This window comes from Methanomicrobia archaeon (assembly GCA_016930255.1).
In the GTDB taxonomy this organism is placed as follows: Archaea; Halobacteriota; Syntropharchaeia; order Alkanophagales; family Methanospirareceae; genus JACGMN01.
Genome location: JAFGHB010000015.1, coordinates 13,194 through 32,217, shown reverse-complemented (window position 1 = coordinate 32,217; position 19,024 = coordinate 13,194). Strand labels below are relative to the sequence as shown.

The following is a 19,024-nucleotide window of genomic DNA, read 5'->3' as shown; positions in this document are numbered from 1 at the left end:
CCGGGCATGTCCGCCATGTTCACCAGCACGTTGACGTCGCATGCAGTATAGTCGTTCGCGACGCGGGTGATAAACTCCCGTAACCGTTGCTTCGTCTCTATATAGTGATCGTAATCGTCCACGTATTTCGAGACGAACGCGTCACCCACCGTCAACGTTATCCGGTCTCGCTCACGCAGCGCCATCACCTTCATGTCCTCGCCAATCGCCTTCTCCTGGTCCCTGAACTCCGCCATCACCTTCTCCTCGACGTTGAGCACTATCGATTCCGTCTCCGAAAGCGGCGCATGGGCAACGCCAAACGAGGTATCGTTCGCCATCGGCACACTCGGCTCTGCGGTCTCGTTCCCGATCTCGTTCCTGTTACCCTTGAAGACCTCGATAAGATCCGAAGAACCTCCTCCCAACTTGCTATCCACGATCACGTGACTCTCGACGTCCAGGTTCCTGACGTTTCGTAAATACTCCTTCGCCGCACGGATGGCCACGGTATCAACGGCGATCTCCTCGCCTTGAAAGACGCGCGTTGCCCGTCCACCCAGCAGTATATAGATCGGCGAAATGACCTCGCCACCACCGTAGCACGGATGTGACCTGCCGGCAGAGAGTTGCACTTTATCCGTGTTGTGATGCAGAATCACACCACACTTTTCCTGATATTCTCTACACAGCGCTACACTCACCGCGTCTGCAATACCGTCGCATAAGCTGTCTGGATGACCGAGCCCCTTGCGCTCCACTATCTCTATCGCCTGCTCTTCCATCGGCTCCCTGCTCACGAACTCCACCTTTATGTTCTTCTCCATCGTATCCCGCATACCCATTTTTACGCCCTCTTTCACGCTCTTTTATCGCAATAAACACCTACGCATGAGATTGTTTAGCTATTAAGTACCCTCTTCTTTTTTATAGAAAAGTTTATTGGGAATTATCGCGCTGTTACCCGTAGGATCTTCAATTATTAACGTCATACTTGCTTTACCTAACTTTATCTCATCTATCTGCTTCAGTACCGCATCTATACGCTTCTTGCTCGCGCCATCTCTGGCCAGCATCATCACCACGTTCTCCACACGCTTCAGCACGCCCTCGACCGTAGATATAAAAGCTTCCCCGCGCTTCGGCTCCACGCTTACGCCCAACTCCGGGATCTCAATGGTTCCTGACGAAGACCGCACGACGATTGCGTTGACATCCTCTATCGACGAGACCACCAGCTCGCATCGTTTCTTCTGCTCTTCTGCGAGCGTCAGTACGTCGGTAGCGTGATAGCCACACGAGGGGCAAACCACGGTAAAAATCATCACTTCGCCGAAGAAGGGAATGTCATAGGGTACAACCTGTAATTCGCTTTCTGCCCCACAGAGTGGACAAGTCTCTTTCACGGCACGGTAACTCCCCTGCACAGCACAGCAGCCCGAAAGAAAGGAGGCTGCTACGCTACTTCTTGGTCAGCTTCTTCCGTTCGATCTTAATGCCTAATGGCGCTACAATCACCTGGTCATCCGAGATGCCCGCGATGTCTCCGCCCACATCGAATGCCGCCATCTTCAAGTCTTTTATCGCCTTCTCTACCAGCACCTTGTCCTGCTTCGCCAGGGATATGTCCAGAATTAAGATATTACCACCGTAGATCTCCTTCTTCAAATCGGGAATGTCGTATAACCCTGTCAATTCCGCGAGCTTTATGTACATCCGTACGCCTTCTTCTTCCCTGAGCTCCTCTTCGTACTCCTCTAAGTCCAAGTCCTGATAATCATCCTCGTCACGTATTCCCTCTTTTTTCACAAATAGCTTCTCGAAACCTTCTTTTAATCCCATTTTTCCCCCTCTCACTCATCATGCATCATGCATGAATAATCTATTTCTCGCTCTGACATTAAAGATATGGCCCGATCAATTAAAAACTATTGTATGCTAGTGCATGCCGTTCGAAATCGCGAGCGTTTTGGTTGAGCCTCGTAGAAGTCGCCGGTTTCGCACACGGTCGTATAGTTCCCTGCCTGGTGCCAACCCTCAGAACTGGCACAGTACCTATTCAGCAGCCTATTCAGCAGCCGAAGAGCCGTTGACATCCGTAGAAGCGGCACGGATAATGCCCTTCGAGTGGCAGCGATCCCTGAGGCAATCCACACCGCACTGAACAAACAGGCCCGCGCTGAAAAAGCGCGTTTGCTCGCACGCGGATACCAATGCTGTAATAGCGCTCACGGGGATTCGAGAGATGTGTTCATTCTCTCCGGTACAACTGACTGAGCCGTTGTATCGTTTGATGACCGTCATAAAAAAGAAGAAGGGATAGCTGGCGGACTGATTATCGGATTGCCGGCCGGAATTCAGGCGCTGCGCGTTGCGTTAGAATCGAAGATTCATAGAATTATGCTTACAACCTTTATATAGTAGTAATCGAAACATATAGCATAGAGAGGTAGATAAGAGAGAGGTTTAGACTTTTTTCTTGAATAGAAAAGAATGGAATATTTTAGAAAGCTAGGTATTATTGAGCCTATTTTAAAATCAATAGAAGATGAAGAGTTTGAAAAGCCAACAGAGATACAGGAGAAATCGATTCCGTTAATTCTTACGGGAGAGGACGTTATCGCGGGCGCGGCAACAGGTTCTGGAAAGACGCTTGCCTTTGCAGCGGACATCATTCAGAAAGCTAAGAAAGGAGATGGAATTCAGGCGCTGGTATTAACGCCAACACGAGAACTGGCACAGCAAGTGGCAGCTGCTTTACGGGTTTTTTCGAAGTACAAGCCGCTAAAGATCATCGCGGTTTTTGGCGGGGTGTCGATCAATCCACAAATGGAGCAGTTGAGGACAGCGGATGTGGTTATAGGAACCCCGGGTAGGATTCTGGACCATATAGGAAGAAGGACAATCAATTTACGCTCGGTGAACACACTGGTGTTAGATGAAGCGGACAGAATGCTGGATATGGGCTTTATCGATGATGTGAAGCAGATAATACGAGAGTGCCCGCGAGAGCGGCAGACGCTCTTGTTTTCCGCGACCATTTCACGAGAGATCGCGCAGCTCGCGCAGAGATATATGCGGGCGCCCGTTGAAGTTGCTGCAGAGACGTATGTCGATCCGACAAAGTTAACGCAGTTTTACTATGACGCCCCTGATAATCTGAAATTCTCGTTGTTAGTCCATTTATTGGAGCACGAAAAGGCAGGGCTGGTCATGGTCTTCTGCAATACGCGGAAGAATACAGACTTTGTGGCCAACAACCTCAAAGCTGCGGGAATCGATGCGCTGGCCATTCATGGCGGATTGACTCAGGACAAGCGAGATCGGGTAATGCAGCGATTTCATGCTCAGAACGTCTGTGTTCTTGTCTGCACCGATGTCGCCGCACGAGGTCTTGATATCCCTGGTGTGTCGCATATTTACAATTACGACATTCCGAAGGACAGCAATGATTATATTCACCGGATAGGGAGAACGGCACGAGCGGGGGAAGAAGGGAGAGCAATTAATATCCTCACAAGCAGGGATCACGATAGTTTCAGACGGGTGATGCATCTCAAAGACGTCACGATAACTGAAGAACGACTCCCCGAGGTAAAGAAAGTAGGAATAAAGTGGAAAGACCAACCAAAAAGGAATACGATGAGACCACGAGGGCGTGCGGCCTATAGGAGTAGGGCAAGCCATTTTTAATCCACCCCTCGTACTCTCCCCCTATACCTTTTTTGGGGGGCATATCCCACTCACGGTTTTCCGGTTTTCACCATTCTCGGTAGTCCGCGATTACTATTCGCAGCTCTTTCGCGTTGGCTGCTTCGCGTAGTACGGACTCGATCTCATGGCGATCTTGTGGGTCATGGATATATCTTACGGAATCGCCATACCCACTCACGATACGTTCAAGTGTGCCTTCAGGAATGGGCTGCCCGCCGGTTGTCTCTGTTTTGCCGTTATAAAAGAGCACTATCTTCAGCGGGATCTTGCGTTGCACCGCTTCTGGCAGACCCAGATGTCCCGCAGCGATGAACGAGAAGTCGCCGGTTACTGCCCATACGTTCGTGTAGCCCGCCAAATACGCACCGATCGCAAGCGGGATACTGCCGCCCATATACGTCGTTATATCGACACAGTTGTACGGTGGGAAAGCAAAGAGGCTTGACACGCCAGTATCTCCGGTCACTATTTTGCCCCGGATAGATCGAAATACTGCGAACAACGTAGCGTACGATTCAGCAACGGGTTTCCATCGGTCGGGTAACGAATCAGAGATTGTAGGTACCGCAGGTTTTGGCTGCTTCGTCCACTCGCCATCCTGCTGCCGTTTGGCGCGAAGTACTTCGTGCTGATACTCGCTAAAGAACGGGCACAGTACGTGCTGCGTGATCTCCCTTTTGTAACTACAACTTTTGCTACGAACCGCTCTTGAATCGATGGCAGAAAGCCGGTCCAGTTCACGTGCCTCAACGATAAGCGCATACGGGAGTTGATATCGTTCCGAGTGCTCGAAACCGCTAACAACATCCTGGTAGATCGTTTCGGGATTGCCTGATCGGTACGGAATACCGATTCCGTCGAGAAACGCAGCAATGTTAATTATACTATCCGAATGTATTCCTTCTTTATCGTCGAAGATGACCGTAACAAATCCCGCGGTGGTGCCTGCGTACAACGAATCGATAACGCTGTTGCCTGCTTTGACAAACCCGTGCGCTTTCATCACGCTCGCAGCTCGTACGCCGGCCAAGCTCGCACCGTGCGCAATGGAATAGGCAACCTCTTCGTTGAAGGAGATTGGATGCTTCTGGTTCGTGATTGCGCAGAACTTCGCGAAGACCTCGGTACCACCATAACCAGGGACATACGTGGTGACTGCCGCGCCTGCGTCATAAAGTGCCTGAGCAATGATCTCGGATAGCTTCTTTTTCATGGCATGATCGCTCTCCGTGCTTTTATGATGGCTCGCGCGGATAAATAAAAGAAGCTTTCTCGAAGAGGAGCGGTGAAAGGATCTAGTAGCCTCGGTTCATCTCTTCTCCAACCAGTAATCTCCCACCGACCCCGGGGTCAATCTGGTATCGTGCGGCGATCTCCCACTCACGGTCTTCATTGATCGTCCACAGGTCATAATCGCCGTATTTCCTGTCTCCAGCCTCATTCAATATTGTCCAGCCGGTAGCGCCATAATAGTACTCTGCAGTTATTACTAACACCTTCTTTATGCTCGCATCATTCGGATTATCCATGTACGCGTTCGTTGCAAGCCAGAATGCATCATACGCCGCAATGGCATAGGCATCTGGCTTTCTCCCTATCATTTCTGTTATTCTTCCTTCAACATACTCAAAAGTCGGCGTCTCTTCCTCGCTTCCAAATACCGGATTGATCAAACCGGTCTTTATGGCAAAATCTGCAATCACCGCATCCTCAACAATCTTCTGCTCGTTTGCGAGCACGTCATTCCCATACCATTTGACGTTCCCCAATGCTTCGTACCCTGCGGCTTCTTTCAAGAGCGGAATACCCTCCTCAAAGCTCACAAGATAGACACCAACCGCGCCTTCGCCATAGTTCCCAATAGCTTCCTCCGCTTTTGCATTTACGACATTAAGTGGTTCAGAGAATGTTCCCGAGGCTGTGTTATAGGTTACCTTTTCAAGCTCTTTAACTCCTTCCATCTGCTTTCTTGCCGCCCCATATAACTCATTTCCCCACACATCATCCCGGACAATAGAGACAATAGCTTTTATCCCGTCTCTCTGCATCAGTGCTGTAATCGCGCCTGCTTGGCCACTATCATCTGGAACCAACCTCAGGACATTGTCATCTGCTATTGCAAGACCTGGTGCTGTTGACAAACTGATGAGCACGATCCCATTTTCGTCTGCATAATCCTTTATACCGCTCAGGACAGTGCTGGATACCGGACCAATAACAACCTTAACACCGGCTTCATCAAGCTTCTTGAGCTTCGCGAGAGCCACCTCAGTATCAGTCTCGGTATCCTCGATGATAAGCTCAACTTCTGTGTTCGCGCCAATCTCCGCGAAATAGGTATTGGCCTCCTCCAAACCCACCGCCAATGCCGCATTGCTACTCTCGCCCAGCGAAGACAAGTCTCCGGTCAATGGCAATAATGCACCAATCGTTATAGTTCTGGATTGTGTTTCAGGTTGCGATTCCGGTTGCGGTTCAACACACCCACTCAAAAAAGCACCTAGAATTAGAGAGATACAGAGTACCATACCCACTATTTTTTTCATTTTCATCTATCACCTTTTCTGGCTGGCCTGGCTATCTTAGCTATCGACTTCTGTAACTAATTCTCGATGACTACCCTATTTAAACATTTCTATCCACTCAAAACCGTCCTTGACCCTGCCCTGCATCATGCAAGCCCCGCAGAGTTTTGGGATTTCAGGATTGCAAGGAGTTTTCCGTTCAAGCCCAAAAGGTTTTACAGAACCGAATCAAACGCCGGACTGTACTTCACCACGCCTTGTACGTTCTTCAACGCGCCAGGAACAAGCTCACAAACCATAAACGCTTCGTCAGGCACTTCAAACGGCACCTCAAGGCCGTAGTCGCGTGCGGGCTTGAACCCGAACCGTGGATAGTACTCAGGATGCCCAACCACGACCACAATCGTATAGCCGAGCTTCTTACATGCTGCCAGTCCGTGCTGGATCAGCAGAGAGCCAATCCCTCGGTTCTGATATTCAGGAAGAACGGCCATCGGGGCGAGTGCTAATGCCTCTACCGATCTTTCAGAAGATTCGATGGTGATGGGACTGAAAAGAATGTGGCCGACTGTTTGATCAGTATCGTCTAAAGCTACTAAGGATAGCGCGGGGATGAAGTAGTCTGAAGCACGAATAGCCGCGGTTAAGTTCGCTTCATCCTCACCCTCAAAGGCGAGTCGGGTAAGCTCATCGATGCTTTCGATATCGTCCGGTTTTTCTGGTCGTATGTGGATCATGCATCCTTAGTAGCTAAAAATAGCACGTTTTTTAAGGGTTTCGGCTAAGTTACTTCATTAGCTCTTTGAATCTTTCTACTGTCAGATCGGCATCGCTCAGAATACTTTTCAAGACTTTAGGATGAAGAACCTTCTTTGAGTGGTAGGGGACCGTTACTCGTTTTCCTTCGCTGTTTTTGTAAATCTTATGGCTTCCGCTTTGGCGAACACAGACAAAACCCGCCTTTTCCAAGACTTTAAGTACTCTGCTAGCCGTAATTCGAGGGAGTTTCTCGCTCATACCGCCACTTCCACAGAGGTCAGGCTTATAGCTTCAATATGTGGGATCGCTTCCCCGTCCTCTATCCTATCTTCAATATGCAGGCGAATCGCATCTTTAATATTCTCTAAAACTTCCTCGTAACTATCGCCCTGCGTATAACAGCCTTGCAACTCTGGGCAGAAGGCGAAATAGCCATCAGCATCCTTCTCTATCACCACGGAGAGACGGTAACTATTTGTCATCGTAGCTAAAAATGTATTCCTATCACTATAATAGCATTCACTTTTTAAAAATAATAGCTTCCAAGCATTTACGTCGCATAACGTTCCGCTGGCTGGGTTATCACGGCACAAAAGGGGCGAGTCTGGTAAGCTCGCCGATGCTTGCGATATCTTCCGTTTTTTCGGGTCGTATATGGATCATTATTGTTGAAAAGAGCGAAAAGCGTTTTTAAAATGGTTAATCACAATTATTTCCCTTTATACCGCTCGTACAACTCTAAAAATTCTTCTAAACTTAGTTCCAAGTCTTCTCTGATTATTTTACGCAGAAGCCCTTTTGGTATATCCTTGTTCCCGTGCAGAGGAACCGTGGTTGCTCTCCCATCGTCCGATTTCAATCGTACATGAGAGCCCTTCGTTCTAGTAACTCTAAAGTCAATGGATTCCAAAAACGCTATAAGTTCTCTACCTTTAAGCACCGGGAGTTTAGGCATTCTGGACTATTTCCAGCTCTCTAAAGCCCACGAACTTGTTGAGCTCCTCCAGCTTCGTCTCCTCAAGGCAAAGATCTATAACTTCCCGTATATTCTCCAACGCTTCGTCTACCGTTTCGCCGTAGGAATGACAGCCTTTAAAGAGCGGACAGCTCACGATGTAATAGCCGTCTTCATCAACTTCAATAATAACGGGGAGATGTAATTTTTTCATTTCGGCTTATACATACCTCCAATTGGATATAATAGTTTTAAGATAATTAAAGTAACGGCATTTCAGATAGGTTCTTCGCCTCTATCAGCACAATGCAGCCAAAAGCTCATCGTAACTGGCGCCTTGCGCATAAAAGCTCTATAATTCGGGGCCGAAGGGCCGAGGCAAACGAGAGTTGCGTTTTAATTGTGATTTATTTTTTAGAACCCTTTTTAGAAATTAAATTTTCGGATTTATTTACGATTTTTTCTAAGAAATTAATAATTTCATTTACTTGTTTACGGGTAACAACAAAATGACTTCCTATATCTCTCTGAATATTCGTATTTGATATGAATTTATTATCTAACTTTCCGGCTTTATGAATGAATAAATGTCTAATTCCAAAAATCTTTTTTAAAGTTACAATTTCATCATCATCCAGCATCATACTCCCAAATTCATTCCCAAACGCCTTTTTATACGAAGATATAATATTGTCAACCTTTTGAAAATCTATTTTTTCAACAAGAAAAATCCCAATTTCACTTTTCAATTCAAAATCTATTTGGAATAACTGATCAATAGTTATGTGAATCTCCTTATCTGCGAATCTCTTTGCAATTCGTAAATCAGAATTGATTGATTCTGCAAGTATATCCCGATAATAGATCTCTGTTGCTGAAACTGAAGTTACAACTGCCTGTTCAGTAAAAACAAAATATGACGCAGAACCTCCTTCAAATGCTTTTCCTATTCCAGAGATTAATTCCATCCAAGGTGAACTAGAGGGTGGTGCTTCTGGTTCTTTAAAATATTCAACAATTGATGGCCAAACCTTCTTTATTTTATATGATAGAGCCAATAGAATCTTCGCTTTTTGAATGTTGTAATTAAAGATATCAATGGATTTAGATGGATATTTCATTACTGTTTCACTGAACAATCTTACAACACCTTCAGCTGTTAATAAGTCAACACCATCAGTTTGATCAACATTAAAATCAATTAATCCTTCTGATGATTCTTTTTTCAATTTTATCCCCCTATTACTTTTTTAATAAATCACAATGTACAATTTCATCTAACTCCGGTGTATCTGCAGTATTGCAGATATTACTATAATTTGATATTATATCCGCATATTGAGTATATTCTCCTTATTGATGCCTGCCTCTAAGTATACCACGATCTACGCCATCCCCAACCCCTTCAGTACGGTGCGCAACTTCTCGACGTTCGCCTCGCTCAATGCGCCGAGCGGCAGCCTCACATTACCCGCTGGCAGTCCCATCAGCTCCGCAGCCTTCTTCACCGGTATCGGATTTGTCTCCAAGAACATCGAGTCAAATAGCGGATAGAGCTTGATATTAATCTCCTGCGCTTTCTCAACCTCGTTCTTCGACATCGCCGCCACCATCGCGCACATCTCCTTCGGCGCGATGTTTGACGCGACCGAGATCACACCCTTACCGCCCAGGCTCATGATCGGCAGCGTGAGGAAATCATCGCCGGCCATTACCGCGAAGTCCAAACCCCGCTCCGCCGCCATCTGAATGATCGTGCCAACCTGCTTCAAATCGCCCGAAGCCTCCTTCGCACCCTTCAGATTCGGGACCTCGGCCGCAAGCTCTATCTGCGTCTCGGCACTTATGTTCTGACCCGTTCGCGACGGTATGTTGTACAGAATCAGGGGAATATCAACGGCATCGCCAATCTTCGCGATATGCGCTTTCAGTCCCGTTACATTCGGTTTATTGTAATATGGAGTTATCAAGAGACATCCGGCAGCACCGGCATCCTCTGCGTGCTTCGTGAACTCGACCGCTTCCTGCGTGTTGTTCGAGCCCGTGCCTGCGATTACCGGCACCGTCGAAGCGTCTATCACCACATCGATTACCTTCTTATGCTCGTCATGCGAAAGCGTTGCTGATTCGCCGGTCGTGCCACAGGGGACGATCCCCGAGACACCGCCCTCGATCGCAAAATCCACAAGTCGTCTCAGACCTGCCTCATCTACCTCATTGTCGTTCGTAAAAGGAGTTATCAGTGCTGTATAAACACCTTCTATTCTCAACATCCCGCTCAGCTCACTCCTCCTTACTTTCTTTTACCTTCTTATGGGTTATATATCCCGCTATCCTATTCCTTACTCCCTTACTTTTTACATTCGTGTTCTCTTCCACGAGCTTCTTATTAACCTCAAAATCATCGGTGAACTCCGGTACTTCCGTCAACAGTTTCTTCCCCAAACTCTTTATATACGTCGGTTTTATCGCGCCCACTGGTACTCACTCTCGCCCCTCATCGCCGCTTTCCGCGCTCCAGCCTTCTGGCTCCGCACTCTTCATTCTCATACTACTCACGCCCATCATCACGAACAACGCACCGAAGAACAGCAACACGAGGGGGATGACTCCCAGCAGAACCGCTAAGACCTCGTCGATGAGATACCAAATGCCCACAAAACTGATAGCCACCAACGCAAAACCAACCAATAATTCCCCAAACCCTCTCATTTTCGTATATCTTCGCTCCTTTACGTGTGCTGCCTACCCTCGCAAAATCACCTCGGCTGTTTCCGGCTTGTACTTCCAATCCCCTGGTAAGACCTGCTTCCGTTTGTAATACTTCACAAGCCGTCGTATCTTGGATTCCGTTAATTGTAATGACCTTTTATTGTGAATATCCATCTTATTCACGCCAAGATGCTTCCGCAGTCTCAGCGCCTTTCGCATCAAATTCTGGAGGTCTTCAGGCAGCTTATCCGCGCTCTCACGCTCCTTTAAAATCCGCGTTAGCTTCCTCCCGGTGACCAGTGCAACGCTTGGCACGCTGTAACTGTCCCGTAAGAGAACTCCTATTTGACTCGTTGACAGCCCTTGATTATGCAAATCTACCACTTTGTTCTCCACTTCTTCTGTGCTCATCTCTACCCACTCAGGTGAAGCCTGCTTGAGCCTCAAGCTAAATGGTCGTGTTGAACCTGATCTCCCTCGCTTTCTCGCGTATATCCTTGCCATTTTCTCCTTCCAAAAGCCCTCGACGTGCCTTTGCCTACTTATCTTATGTCTACTTCGTATATAAATATCTTAAGATGTTCCGTCCCATCACTCGAATGAGGCTGGGATTCGCCAGAAGCGCGTGAACGAGCATCGCGGGATAATCCATATCACCCTCACTCTTTATCCGACGTGCCATCGCGCTTCTCAACAGCGTATGAACAATCGTATCGAAGTCCTTGTCGCTCAGTACACACCGTAACCGGTGCACCTTCAACCCCACCGCTATTTCCCGCCCGAGTTCCTTGCGCCATCGTCGTTCATAATCGTTCAGCATCGTTATCTCGCCCATCAAGCATGCTCGTGCAGCCATCTCACCCGCTATCTTCCCGCATTTCATACCGTAATACACACCGCCGCCGGTGATCGGCTTGATCTGCGCTGCCGCGTCGCCGACCAGCAGTATCCCGGTATCTGCATCCGTATCCACTTTCACCGTCCGCGATTTTTGTCCTCGCAGGCCACCCGCATTTACCGGTATGGGAATTCTCCCTGCGGTACTGCTAAAGACCGTGCCCTTGTACTTCCGCGCTATCACCGGATGCTGCTCTAAATTCCGTTTTAAAAAGAGCAAGGGGCTGGAATGCGGTGAGACCCGTTTGTCTATACAGAGCCCGATTCTCGCACGATTCTCCGCACCTGCACCTGCACCAAGCGGAATGGCCCAGGCAAAGAAGCCTGGTGCAACGGTTTTACCCACGAAGATCTCCGCAAGCCCCTCTTCCGTTACGTAGTCAGCCTCTATTTGCACGCAGGCCAGGGTGCTCTGTGCGACCGTGAGCCCTGCTAATCGCGCTATGGTACTCTTCACACCATCCGCCCCGATGACCACTTTTGCTTTTATTTCCTCTGTGCCTTTCGACGTAACGGCAGCTATCTCCTGCGTCCTCTCACCCTCACCCGCTCGCTGCCGCACCCGTTTGACTCTACTCTTGAGCATGAGGTCTGCACCTGCCTTCTGCGCCGCTTTCGCTAATTCCCGATCAAAGACATCACGCCGTATGGCAAACGCCCTCTGCGTCGGTGATTCAAGCGTTAAGTCGTAGGAAGGCGAATGAACAACCGCACCTCGTATTTCGCACTGTATAAATGCGTTGCGATGCCCGAGCTCACTCTCCGCTAGTGCTCGTGTGCTTATAAGTCCCGCGCATTGGACTGGCTCGCCGATCACCGCATCGTCCTCAACGATCAGCGTGGACGCACCTGCCTTTGCCGCATATTTCGCAGCCATGCAGCCTGCGGGACCGCCACCCACCACGACAACATCGTAATCACGCATACCTATCCATCAACGCTCCAAGCCTTTTATCTTATACTTGAGAAGGTTAAATCGGAGAGGATCAATCCCAGATCCCCAAGCACGTATAACGTTTAAAAATTTATAAGAATAAAAGCGAAAGAGGGTATAGTGACCGTGTAAGAAACCGTCACAAGAAGAGGGATAAAGGAAGCGATAAAAATGATGAAAGCCACCGATAAGTCTAAGCAGCCGAGGAAGCAGCGAAAGGAAAGGTATAACGCACCACTGCATGTACGACACAAGTTCATGACTGCACCGCTTTCCGAGGAGCTTCAAGGTAAATACGGGAGAAGGAACTTCCCCGTGAGAAAAGGGGATACGGTACGGGTGATACGGGGCGATGATAAAGGAAAGGAAGGTAAAGTAAGGACCGTCGACCCGCAGAAGGAGAAGATAACGATGGAAGGCATCGTTGTCGCACGGTCTGATCTGTCCGAAGTGCCACGACCCATACATCCCTCGAATGTCGTGATTACGAAGTTGGATGTGAAAGATAAGCTGCGGGAACTTGCATTGAAGCGATAACGAAAAAGACCGTGCATACCCCCACCCCAACCTAACTAAACTAACTAAATAACGGGTGAGCTTTTCAACTGCTTTGCTCTGCTCTACGTTACGTTACTCTACTCTACGTTACGTTCTTTCTGCCCTAGTACTTCCTTATGGAGCGCGATCAGTCGTTTTATCGATGGGTGCGATTCGCCTAATTTCGCTTTTACGTTTGATAGTTCCGCCTCTATGCTCGTCCTCTTTTGATCTTCGATGAGATTGTCAGCATGCGCGACGATCTTCTCTTCCATCGTCTCCGGCACGAAATTTACAGGAGGCAATCCCAATTCCTTCGCTTCTTCAGCTGTTATTCCCGCGCCGACATGCCTCTGTATTATCCGCACCAGACGCTCGTCCAGCCCCAGCTCACGTGCCAGCTCGCCACCCACCAACCCGTGGTCGATACCGTGCGACCGCGCTCTGCCAAGATCATGGAGTAACGCGCCCCTTAAAACCAGCGCTTCATCTACCATATCGTTATGCTGATGCTGAGCGATCTCCAATGCAAGCTCGGCAACCGCAGTGCAATGGTTGATAACGCCCTCGTCACAGCCGGCCGCTCGCAGTAACCCGATACAATCGCGTTTTATTTCCTCTCTAAGTTCTTCTTCCACTTCTCTAGCTCTTTTATCTGCTTCTCTATATCGGTTACTAAACTACCGTTATCGAAATATTCAAAGGTTGATTCGCATTCCTCGCACCAGAATTCTCGCTCCGCAGCCTCTTCAAATAAAACAGACTGACAGTGGCATCGGTAAAATTCGCCGTTCTGTTCGTATTCAAGCTGCTCTCGCAACCCCTTGAGCGTGGCATCCGCCTCCTCTTCCATCATTCGCCTGATGTTGTCGTGATTGAAGCTCCACCAATAGGTGATCCAGCCAGTAGTGTCATCTCGTTCGGTCCGGTATTCGGCGATCCTGCCCTCATATAACACGTACAAAACCTTTCTTACCGCAGTGAGTTTGGTATCGCTTCGCTTCGCAATCTCCTCATCCGTTATCTCTCCACCTGGAATGTTCTCCATTATTCGCACGCCCTCATCCCCGATCATCTTCTTGAAATATTCCTTTACCAGTGGATTATCCGCTTCCAACATCGTAACCGCTCTCACCATTAGATACTTTAACTTCAGACAAAATAAACTTTTACACCACCTACCGTGCCCTCTGTAACGTAACTAAAGCCCGCAAAAAGGGAAAGAGAAGATAAGCGCGCTTATCCAGATTCGGAACCCCATGACGAGAGGAGTTTTAGAATATTCGCCCCAACCTTATCCTGAGATGGGAGATGCTCTCCGGTTTATCCTAAATACTTTACCCTTAGTTCACCTGCCTTCTCTATTCCTATATCTACCATCTCGGCTATCTCGTCTGCATTTAGACCCGCGCGGCCGCTCTTCTGCACGCCTGATAACGTGCCATCGGCATTTGAAATCACCGTTAACTTGCTGGTAGCTGCGGTTTCTTCAGACAAGTTCGGGTCTACCAGAAAAGCATCCCGGATTTTTACTACTGTTACCGCCACTGGCGTGTCCCTGATCGTAAGCGTATCGTCCGCCCCGGTTATCCCGAATCGCTCGTTTGGTACGCGGGCATGCAAAAGAGCAATAATAGCACCCAATGCCGCGGCATCAATCAGATTCCCGTCGTTGTCCAATGCGTGGATATCGATGAACGTCATCCAGACCTTCTCGCCTTCTGCTATACACAGCTTCTCTAAATCGATGGTTTCTGAACCTCTGATACCTCGATCCACCACTCTCGCCAGCTCCACACTGTTCTCATTCGGCGGTCCTGGCTCGAAATCCGGCGATGCTCCCGGTCGGAGTTCCGCATTGGTCATTATGATCCCCTTATTGGGCGCATCAGAAAAAGGCTCACCTAGCTCGAGCTTGACGCCCACTAAGACCGACGTGTCGCCGAACTTCACAAGAGCAGAACCTTCCGCCTTACTTATCAGATCCCGCTCCACGCTTATCTCACGGTAATCAAGGAATCCACGGCCGTCTATACGCTTACCGCTCCCTAATAGATCGTACACGTAATCCTTACGGATATCCTCTACAATTTCAAAACCCATAGTTATTCCTCACCTCTTTCTCCTGCACGTTCGCTGTATTTATCTAAGAGCGCTGCCCTTTGCAACTCGTATATCTCGTGGCAGGCCTTCTTCGCGAGCTCCAGACCCCGTGTAAACTCATCTTTCGTAAAACGGCCGTCCATCTGTAGCATGGTGATGGTATCCGTCCTCGCTATTATGGCCACCGGCATATCCGCCTCACCAAAGTTATCCTCCGGGGCGTTCATATCCAATACCACTTCACCCTCGATCTTACCGACTGCGATTGACGAAACCAGATCTTTCATCGGTATTCCCGCGTCTGCGAGCGCGACGGAAGCAGCATTGATGCCTGCCGTTCTCGTTCCCGCATCCGACTGGAGTAATTCCACGTAGACGTCAATCGCGGTCTTCGGGTAATATTCCTTGAGAACCACCGAGTCTAAGGCTTCTCTACTCACCTTAGAGATCTCCACGCTCCTTCTGTCCGGGCCCGGTCGCTTTCGCTCATCCACGGAAAACGGTGCCATATTATACCGGTAGTTCACCACAGCGGTCTTCGCATCTTGTAAGTGCCGTGGATGCATCTCCCGCGGCCCATAAACAGCAGCAAGTGCTTTATTATTCCCGATCTCAAAGTAACAGGACCCATCTGCCCTTTTTAACACGCCAACTTCTATCTTTATCGGCCTGAGTTCCTCAAAACCGCGTCCATCTAATCTCTTTCCATCTTTTATAAGTTCTATTCCTTCTTCTTTCATCCTTATTCTTCATCCCCTTCTTTATGCTTCTTTTTCCTCATAAGAATCCAAAAAATGCGCCACTCTATCCGTCAATCCTGAAGTATGCGCCTCGTTCGCGATCATCAACACCACCTGCGTGGCGAGATTCATATTCTCTTCCTGGCCTTTTATCCATATACGGCCATTCTTCGCGATAAAAATGAAACATTTGCATTTCTCCTTCAGCAGCTTTATCATCGAACCACTCCGTCCGATGACACGAGGCACCTTCGTATGCGAGATCTCTATCAATCGACCCCGATCACCGATCTTAATCTCGTCTTTCAAGTCCAAATCTATTCGCATCAGTGGGTCTACATCCTGCACCTTCGCGATGATCAAATCGCCCACATCCAGGTAGTTACTCATCGTGCTAAAATCTATCCGTCTTTCTGCACCTCGTGAGAAATCGGAGAGGTGTAAGCGCGCCTCATACGGAGATGCGATATCAACGATCCAAAACGGATACGAGAGCTCAATTATTCTACCGATCACGACATCGCCCCTCGCTGGCACGTACTTCCCAGAAAGCGCGACCACTTTTATCGCTCCCTTGTCGCTCACTATGCCATAATTCAGCGCGTATACCTTACCGTTGTCGACATACGTACCCTCGCCAGCGCGACTCACTTCATCGGAGAGAAAATCCCCTGGAACTACTACTTTGTACATCATAATCACTTCACTATCTTCGTTTCTGCCTCACCCTTGGTTATCCGGTTCAAAAGGGAGAAGAGATCGTCTCTCATCCCCGCCGGTAATTTCACCATCGCTATAAACGAGCCGTCCTGCTGCCACTCTTCCCGCGTCACGTTGAAATTCCGCTTGAGCTCGTAGACCTGTCCGGTATATGGTGCCGGTATTTTTAGCGCTATCTCGGTCTCCTCGACCTTTATCGGAATTATTGGTCGTAGCGCCTTTATTGCCTCGGTTACCAATTCATCGACGCTCTTGAACGGGTCAATGTGCACCTTCGCCTCGGTCAGTGCGATCTCGATTCGTGTAGGCGGATGGGGCGTGTTTGTCTGCGGGTTTATACAGATCTGTGCGATCCGCTCGATTACTGTCTTCCTCTTCTCCTCGACTTTCTTGCGCCTCTGCTCTGTGGTGAGCTGTAACTCGCCTTCTTTTATGATCTCCCCCGCTATTTCCACAACGTCTGTGGTAGCGAAAGCGCCCATCAAATCCTCTTCCGTCGCCTTTTTGCCCTTGGACGCATCGGCAAATATCTCATCTGCTGCTAAGACTCCTTCTATTTCCACGTTAGCGCCGCCCCTGACTAAATCGGCCCCTTCAGGATCGACAAGAACTTCAAAAATCTTCTTACCGTGCTTATACCGTGCTATTACTGCCTTGTCCAAACTGACCATTGCATCTGGCTATCCTTCACTCTTGCTCTTGCCTTCGCTCGCACTCTCGCTCTCGCTTTCACTCTTGCTCGTGCTCTCCGCCTTCTCCTTCACCTTCGCTATGTAGGGCTCCAGCTCATCGGCCTTTAATATCCGGAACTCCTTCTTCGCCGATTCCGCGAGACCCGCATCCACGGTGGTGATGTCAAGCTTCCCTTCGGTTACCTTGTACAAGGCTTCCAGACCAAGCACGATGGCATCCTCGATGGAGAGATCTTCTTTATAATCCTGCTCGAGGAGCTCGATGACCACGCTTCGCCCGGAACCGATCGCAGTAGCTTTATATTCGAGTAATGCACCGCTGGGATCGGTCTCAAAGAGATAACTATCGCCGTTATACACGCCGCCGATTAGTAACGCGGTACCAAACGGTCGAAGCCCGCCAAGTTGCGTATACGCTTGCTTAAAATCACATATCTTCTTCGCTAAGGTCTCCACATCGATCGGTTCGTCATAAACGATTTTGTTTATCTGTGCTTCGAGCCGGCCTCGATCAATCAGCATTCGTGCGTCGGCGACCAATCCCGAAGTTGCAGCGCCAATATGGTCGTCCAATTGAAAAATCTTTTCCACCGAGCCGCCTTCCAATAATCGGGAAGTCAACCTCTTGTCCACCAAGAGCGCAACGCCATCGCGTGCTTTTATTCCTATGGCGGTTGTGCCTCGTTTCACCGCCTCTCGTGCGTATTCCACCTGAAATAACCGTCCATCCGGACTGAAGACTGTTATTGCCCTATCATAACCCATTTGTGGCATCATTTGCATTCATATCACCTTCTTTTTCTACTCGTACCGATGGACTCGACGGGATTTGAACCCGTGGCTTCCTCCTCGCGAAGGAGGCACTCTTCCACTGAGCTACGAGCCCCGCCTCCTTTTCTCCACGATACTTAATAAGCAGAGCACAATAAATAAGTAATAGTTTTCGCAGGTTCGAGGAGCTTGGGCGTCAATGGATCTTATCGCTTCACCGTTTATTATCGGAGCATCGCTGATAGGAATAGGCTTTTTTACCGGTCTGAGCGGAGCATTGATACCCGGACCAATGCTGGCTTACGTCGTGTCCGATACATTGAAGAAAGGTGCGTTATCAGGGCCCCTTACCGTGCTTGGACATGTCTTCGTGGAACTTCTGCTCATCGTTGCACTGGTGTTAGGGCTCGGGTTGACGAGCTATTTCCTCGATTACAAATCGTGGATATACGTACTAGGCGGAATTGCACTCATTTTGATGGCGGTAGTGGTGATTAAAGAGTCGGGGCGGGCGAGATCCGAGCTGGAACAGGGAGGTATCGATAAGGGGATACGATTGCGCGGCGTGAAGTATGCGTATAACAGTTCCATTGTAGGCGGCGTGCTCTTCACTGCGTTTAATCCCGCTTTTATCCCCTGGTGGGTGACCATAGGCTACCCGCTCTTGTTAAAGGGATTTGAATGGCTCGCACTGACCGGAATAGCGTTAGTGAGCGTCGGGCATTTCCTCTCTGATTTGACCTGGTATTCCTTTGTCTCTTATTCCTTCTCAAAGAGCTCGAAATTCTTCGTGGGCAAGCGCTACGAAGTGATATTACTGCTTTTAGCGCTCTTTGTTATCGTGTTGGGCGCACTCTTCGTTATTAATGGTTTAACCGGGTTATTTTGAGAATGAGAAGTCGAGCGAGTAAGGGTGATGCGAAATTCACACAAGTATTTTACAGATGGAGAACGTTAGTTACAGTAGTTTGACGTGTACGGACTGA

The 19,024-nt window shown here is 48.7% G+C and carries 27 protein-coding genes and 1 tRNA gene; 3 read left to right on the top strand and 25 right to left on the bottom strand.

Going from position 1 to position 19,024, the window contains the following annotated elements:
• The 4 genes from JW878_02475 to JW878_02460 form a co-directional block, all read right to left on the bottom strand.
• Positions 1-824, bottom strand: an 824-nt coding sequence (locus tag JW878_02475) for a methionine adenosyltransferase (GenBank protein ID MBN1761933.1), incomplete at its 3' end; no start/stop codon positions are given.
• A 63-nt stretch (positions 825-887) separates the two neighbouring features.
• Positions 888-1,385 carry a ZPR1 zinc finger domain-containing protein gene (locus JW878_02470; GenBank protein MBN1761932.1) on the bottom strand — a complete coding sequence of 166 codons (498 nt, stop codon included), beginning with the start codon at positions 1,383-1,385 and terminating at the stop codon, positions 888-890.
• Positions 1,386-1,440: 55 nt separating this feature from the next.
• Positions 1,441-1,821, bottom strand: a complete 381-nt coding sequence (sepF, locus tag JW878_02465; GenBank protein MBN1761931.1) for a cell division protein SepF — start codon at positions 1,819-1,821, stop codon at positions 1,441-1,443.
• 225 nt (positions 1,822-2,046) lie between these two features.
• On the bottom strand, positions 2,047-2,283 hold the full coding sequence (locus tag JW878_02460; protein ID MBN1761930.1) for a hypothetical protein: 237 nt from the start codon (positions 2,281-2,283) through the stop codon (positions 2,047-2,049).
• A 189-nt stretch (positions 2,284-2,472) separates the two neighbouring features.
• Here JW878_02460 and JW878_02455 point away from each other — a divergent pair, with 189 nt between their 5' ends.
• Positions 2,473-3,672, top strand: coding sequence for a DEAD/DEAH box helicase (locus JW878_02455; GenBank protein ID MBN1761929.1), 1,200 nt, complete (start codon positions 2,473-2,475; stop codon positions 3,670-3,672).
• 67 nt (positions 3,673-3,739) lie between these two features.
• On the opposite strand, the gene JW878_02450 is transcribed toward JW878_02455, so the two are convergent.
• The 13 genes from JW878_02450 to JW878_02390 form a co-directional block, all read right to left on the bottom strand.
• Positions 3,740-4,906 carry a hypothetical protein gene (locus JW878_02450; protein ID MBN1761928.1) on the bottom strand — a complete coding sequence of 389 codons (1,167 nt, stop codon included), beginning with the start codon at positions 4,904-4,906 and terminating at the stop codon, positions 3,740-3,742.
• A gap of 82 nt (positions 4,907-4,988) precedes the next feature.
• The gene (locus tag JW878_02445) at positions 4,989-6,239 is read right to left on the bottom strand and encodes an ABC transporter substrate-binding protein (GenBank protein MBN1761927.1); all 1,251 of its coding nucleotides are present in this window, start codon (positions 6,237-6,239) and stop codon (positions 4,989-4,991) included.
• A 194-nt stretch (positions 6,240-6,433) separates the two neighbouring features.
• Positions 6,434-6,955, bottom strand: a complete 522-nt coding sequence (locus JW878_02440; GenBank protein MBN1761926.1) for an N-acetyltransferase — start codon at positions 6,953-6,955, stop codon at positions 6,434-6,436.
• Positions 6,956-7,004: 49 nt separating this feature from the next.
• Positions 7,005-7,235 carry a type II toxin-antitoxin system HicA family toxin gene (locus JW878_02435; GenBank protein ID MBN1761925.1) on the bottom strand — a complete coding sequence of 77 codons (231 nt, stop codon included), beginning with the start codon at positions 7,233-7,235 and terminating at the stop codon, positions 7,005-7,007.
• Positions 7,232-7,459: a type II toxin-antitoxin system HicB family antitoxin gene (locus JW878_02430; protein ID MBN1761924.1), complete on the bottom strand. Its 228-nt coding sequence runs from the start codon at positions 7,457-7,459 to the stop codon at positions 7,232-7,234. Before JW878_02430 ends, JW878_02435 begins: the two co-directional genes overlap by 4 nt.
• A gap of 227 nt (positions 7,460-7,686) precedes the next feature.
• Positions 7,687-7,932 carry a type II toxin-antitoxin system HicA family toxin gene (locus JW878_02425; protein ID MBN1761923.1) on the bottom strand — a complete coding sequence of 82 codons (246 nt, stop codon included), beginning with the start codon at positions 7,930-7,932 and terminating at the stop codon, positions 7,687-7,689.
• The gene (locus JW878_02420) at positions 7,925-8,146 is read right to left on the bottom strand and encodes a type II toxin-antitoxin system HicB family antitoxin (protein MBN1761922.1); all 222 of its coding nucleotides are present in this window, start codon (positions 8,144-8,146) and stop codon (positions 7,925-7,927) included. The genes JW878_02425 and JW878_02420 overlap by 8 nt, the downstream gene beginning before the upstream one ends.
• Before the next feature lie 193 nt (positions 8,147-8,339).
• Positions 8,340-9,161 carry a hypothetical protein gene (locus JW878_02415; GenBank protein ID MBN1761921.1) on the bottom strand — a complete coding sequence of 274 codons (822 nt, stop codon included), beginning with the start codon at positions 9,159-9,161 and terminating at the stop codon, positions 8,340-8,342.
• A gap of 156 nt (positions 9,162-9,317) precedes the next feature.
• On the bottom strand, positions 9,318-10,205 hold the full coding sequence (locus JW878_02410; GenBank protein ID MBN1761920.1) for a 4-hydroxy-tetrahydrodipicolinate synthase: 888 nt from the start codon (positions 10,203-10,205) through the stop codon (positions 9,318-9,320).
• Positions 10,206-10,215: 10 nt separating this feature from the next.
• Positions 10,216-10,410, bottom strand: a complete 195-nt coding sequence (locus JW878_02405; protein MBN1761919.1) for a 30S ribosomal protein S17e — start codon at positions 10,408-10,410, stop codon at positions 10,216-10,218.
• Positions 10,411-10,416: 6 nt separating this feature from the next.
• Positions 10,417-10,644, bottom strand: coding sequence for a hypothetical protein (locus JW878_02400; protein ID MBN1761918.1), 228 nt, complete (start codon positions 10,642-10,644; stop codon positions 10,417-10,419).
• A 33-nt stretch (positions 10,645-10,677) separates the two neighbouring features.
• Positions 10,678-11,148: a 30S ribosomal protein S15 gene (locus JW878_02395; GenBank protein MBN1761917.1), complete on the bottom strand. Its 471-nt coding sequence runs from the start codon at positions 11,146-11,148 to the stop codon at positions 10,678-10,680.
• Between the two features lie 49 nt (positions 11,149-11,197).
• Positions 11,198-12,466 carry an NAD(P)/FAD-dependent oxidoreductase gene (locus tag JW878_02390; protein ID MBN1761916.1) on the bottom strand — a complete coding sequence of 423 codons (1,269 nt, stop codon included), beginning with the start codon at positions 12,464-12,466 and terminating at the stop codon, positions 11,198-11,200.
• Positions 12,467-12,646: 180 nt separating this feature from the next.
• Here JW878_02390 and JW878_02385 point away from each other — a divergent pair, with 180 nt between their 5' ends.
• Entirely contained in the window at positions 12,647-13,012 is a 366-nt protein-coding gene (locus JW878_02385) for a 50S ribosomal protein L24 (GenBank protein MBN1761915.1), read from the top strand.
• Positions 13,013-13,110: 98 nt separating this feature from the next.
• Here the strand turns inward: JW878_02385 and JW878_02380 are convergent, their stop codons facing one another.
• The 8 genes from JW878_02380 to JW878_02345 all read right to left on the bottom strand — a co-directional run bounded on the left by JW878_02380 (position 13,111) and on the right by JW878_02345 (position 18,153).
• Positions 13,111-13,650, bottom strand: a complete 540-nt coding sequence (locus tag JW878_02380; GenBank protein MBN1761914.1) for a TIGR00295 family protein — start codon at positions 13,648-13,650, stop codon at positions 13,111-13,113.
• Positions 13,623-14,150: a transcription factor gene (locus JW878_02375; protein ID MBN1761913.1), complete on the bottom strand. Its 528-nt coding sequence runs from the start codon at positions 14,148-14,150 to the stop codon at positions 13,623-13,625. The genes JW878_02380 and JW878_02375 overlap by 28 nt, the downstream gene beginning before the upstream one ends.
• A 185-nt stretch (positions 14,151-14,335) precedes the next feature.
• Complete coding sequence (locus JW878_02370; protein ID MBN1761912.1) at positions 14,336-15,115, bottom strand: exosome complex protein Rrp42; 780 nt, start codon at positions 15,113-15,115, stop codon at positions 14,336-14,338.
• 2 nt (positions 15,116-15,117) lie between these two features.
• Entirely contained in the window at positions 15,118-15,855 is a 738-nt protein-coding gene (locus tag JW878_02365; protein MBN1761911.1) for an exosome complex exonuclease Rrp41, read from the bottom strand.
• 21 nt (positions 15,856-15,876) lie between these two features.
• Positions 15,877-16,551 (bottom strand): RNA-binding protein, encoded by a 675-nt coding sequence (locus JW878_02360; protein MBN1761910.1) that lies wholly within the window; start codon positions 16,549-16,551, stop codon positions 15,877-15,879.
• A 2-nt stretch (positions 16,552-16,553) separates the two neighbouring features.
• Entirely contained in the window at positions 16,554-17,246 is a 693-nt protein-coding gene (locus JW878_02355; GenBank protein MBN1761909.1) for a ribosome assembly factor SBDS, read from the bottom strand.
• A 9-nt stretch (positions 17,247-17,255) separates the two neighbouring features.
• Positions 17,256-18,050, bottom strand: coding sequence for an archaeal proteasome endopeptidase complex subunit alpha (gene psmA, locus JW878_02350; GenBank protein MBN1761908.1), 795 nt, complete (start codon positions 18,048-18,050; stop codon positions 17,256-17,258).
• Positions 18,051-18,081: 31 nt separating this feature from the next.
• Positions 18,082-18,153, bottom strand: a tRNA-Ala gene (locus JW878_02345).
• 84 nt (positions 18,154-18,237) lie between these two features.
• Here JW878_02345 and JW878_02340 point away from each other — a divergent pair.
• Entirely contained in the window at positions 18,238-18,927 is a 690-nt protein-coding gene (locus JW878_02340) for a LysE family transporter (protein ID MBN1761907.1), read from the top strand.
• Positions 18,928-19,024: the final 97 nt, after the last annotated feature.

Coding starts and splice junctions, on each gene's coding strand:
- sepF (MBN1761931.1), bottom strand. CDS start 1,821: ATGGGATTAAAAGAAGGTTTCGAGAAGCTATTTGTGAAAAAAGAGGGA.
- JW878_02460 (MBN1761930.1), bottom strand. CDS start 2,283: ATGACGGTCATCAAACGATACAACGGCTCAGTCAGTTGTACCGGAGAG.
- JW878_02455 (MBN1761929.1), top strand. CDS start 2,473: ATGGAATATTTTAGAAAGCTAGGTATTATTGAGCCTATTTTAAAATCA.
- JW878_02450 (MBN1761928.1), bottom strand. CDS start 4,906: ATGAAAAAGAAGCTATCCGAGATCATTGCTCAGGCACTTTATGACGCA.
- JW878_02445 (MBN1761927.1), bottom strand. CDS start 6,239: ATGAAAAAAATAGTGGGTATGGTACTCTGTATCTCTCTAATTCTAGGT.
- JW878_02440 (MBN1761926.1), bottom strand. CDS start 6,955: ATGATCCACATACGACCAGAAAAACCGGACGATATCGAAAGCATCGAT.
- JW878_02435 (MBN1761925.1), bottom strand. CDS start 7,235: ATGAGCGAGAAACTCCCTCGAATTACGGCTAGCAGAGTACTTAAAGTC.
- JW878_02430 (MBN1761924.1), bottom strand. CDS start 7,459: ATGACAAATAGTTACCGTCTCTCCGTGGTGATAGAGAAGGATGCTGAT.
- JW878_02425 (MBN1761923.1), bottom strand. CDS start 7,932: ATGCCTAAACTCCCGGTGCTTAAAGGTAGAGAACTTATAGCGTTTTTG.
- JW878_02420 (MBN1761922.1), bottom strand. CDS start 8,146: ATGAAAAAATTACATCTCCCCGTTATTATTGAAGTTGATGAAGACGGC.
- JW878_02410 (MBN1761920.1), bottom strand. CDS start 10,205: ATGTTGAGAATAGAAGGTGTTTATACAGCACTGATAACTCCTTTTACG.
- JW878_02400 (MBN1761918.1), bottom strand. CDS start 10,644: ATGAGAGGGTTTGGGGAATTATTGGTTGGTTTTGCGTTGGTGGCTATC.
- JW878_02395 (MBN1761917.1), bottom strand. CDS start 11,148: ATGGCAAGGATATACGCGAGAAAGCGAGGGAGATCAGGTTCAACACGA.
- JW878_02390 (MBN1761916.1), bottom strand. CDS start 12,466: ATGCGTGATTACGATGTTGTCGTGGTGGGTGGCGGTCCCGCAGGCTGC.
- JW878_02385 (MBN1761915.1), top strand. CDS start 12,647: ATGATGAAAGCCACCGATAAGTCTAAGCAGCCGAGGAAGCAGCGAAAG.
- JW878_02375 (MBN1761913.1), bottom strand. CDS start 14,150: ATGGTGAGAGCGGTTACGATGTTGGAAGCGGATAATCCACTGGTAAAG.
- JW878_02370 (MBN1761912.1), bottom strand. CDS start 15,115: ATGGGTTTTGAAATTGTAGAGGATATCCGTAAGGATTACGTGTACGAT.
- JW878_02365 (MBN1761911.1), bottom strand. CDS start 15,855: ATGAAAGAAGAAGGAATAGAACTTATAAAAGATGGAAAGAGATTAGAT.
- JW878_02360 (MBN1761910.1), bottom strand. CDS start 16,551: ATGATGTACAAAGTAGTAGTTCCAGGGGATTTTCTCTCCGATGAAGTG.
- JW878_02355 (MBN1761909.1), bottom strand. CDS start 17,246: ATGGTCAGTTTGGACAAGGCAGTAATAGCACGGTATAAGCACGGTAAG.
- psmA (MBN1761908.1), bottom strand. CDS start 18,050: ATGCAAATGATGCCACAAATGGGTTATGATAGGGCAATAACAGTCTTC.
- JW878_02340 (MBN1761907.1), top strand. CDS start 18,238: ATGGATCTTATCGCTTCACCGTTTATTATCGGAGCATCGCTGATAGGA.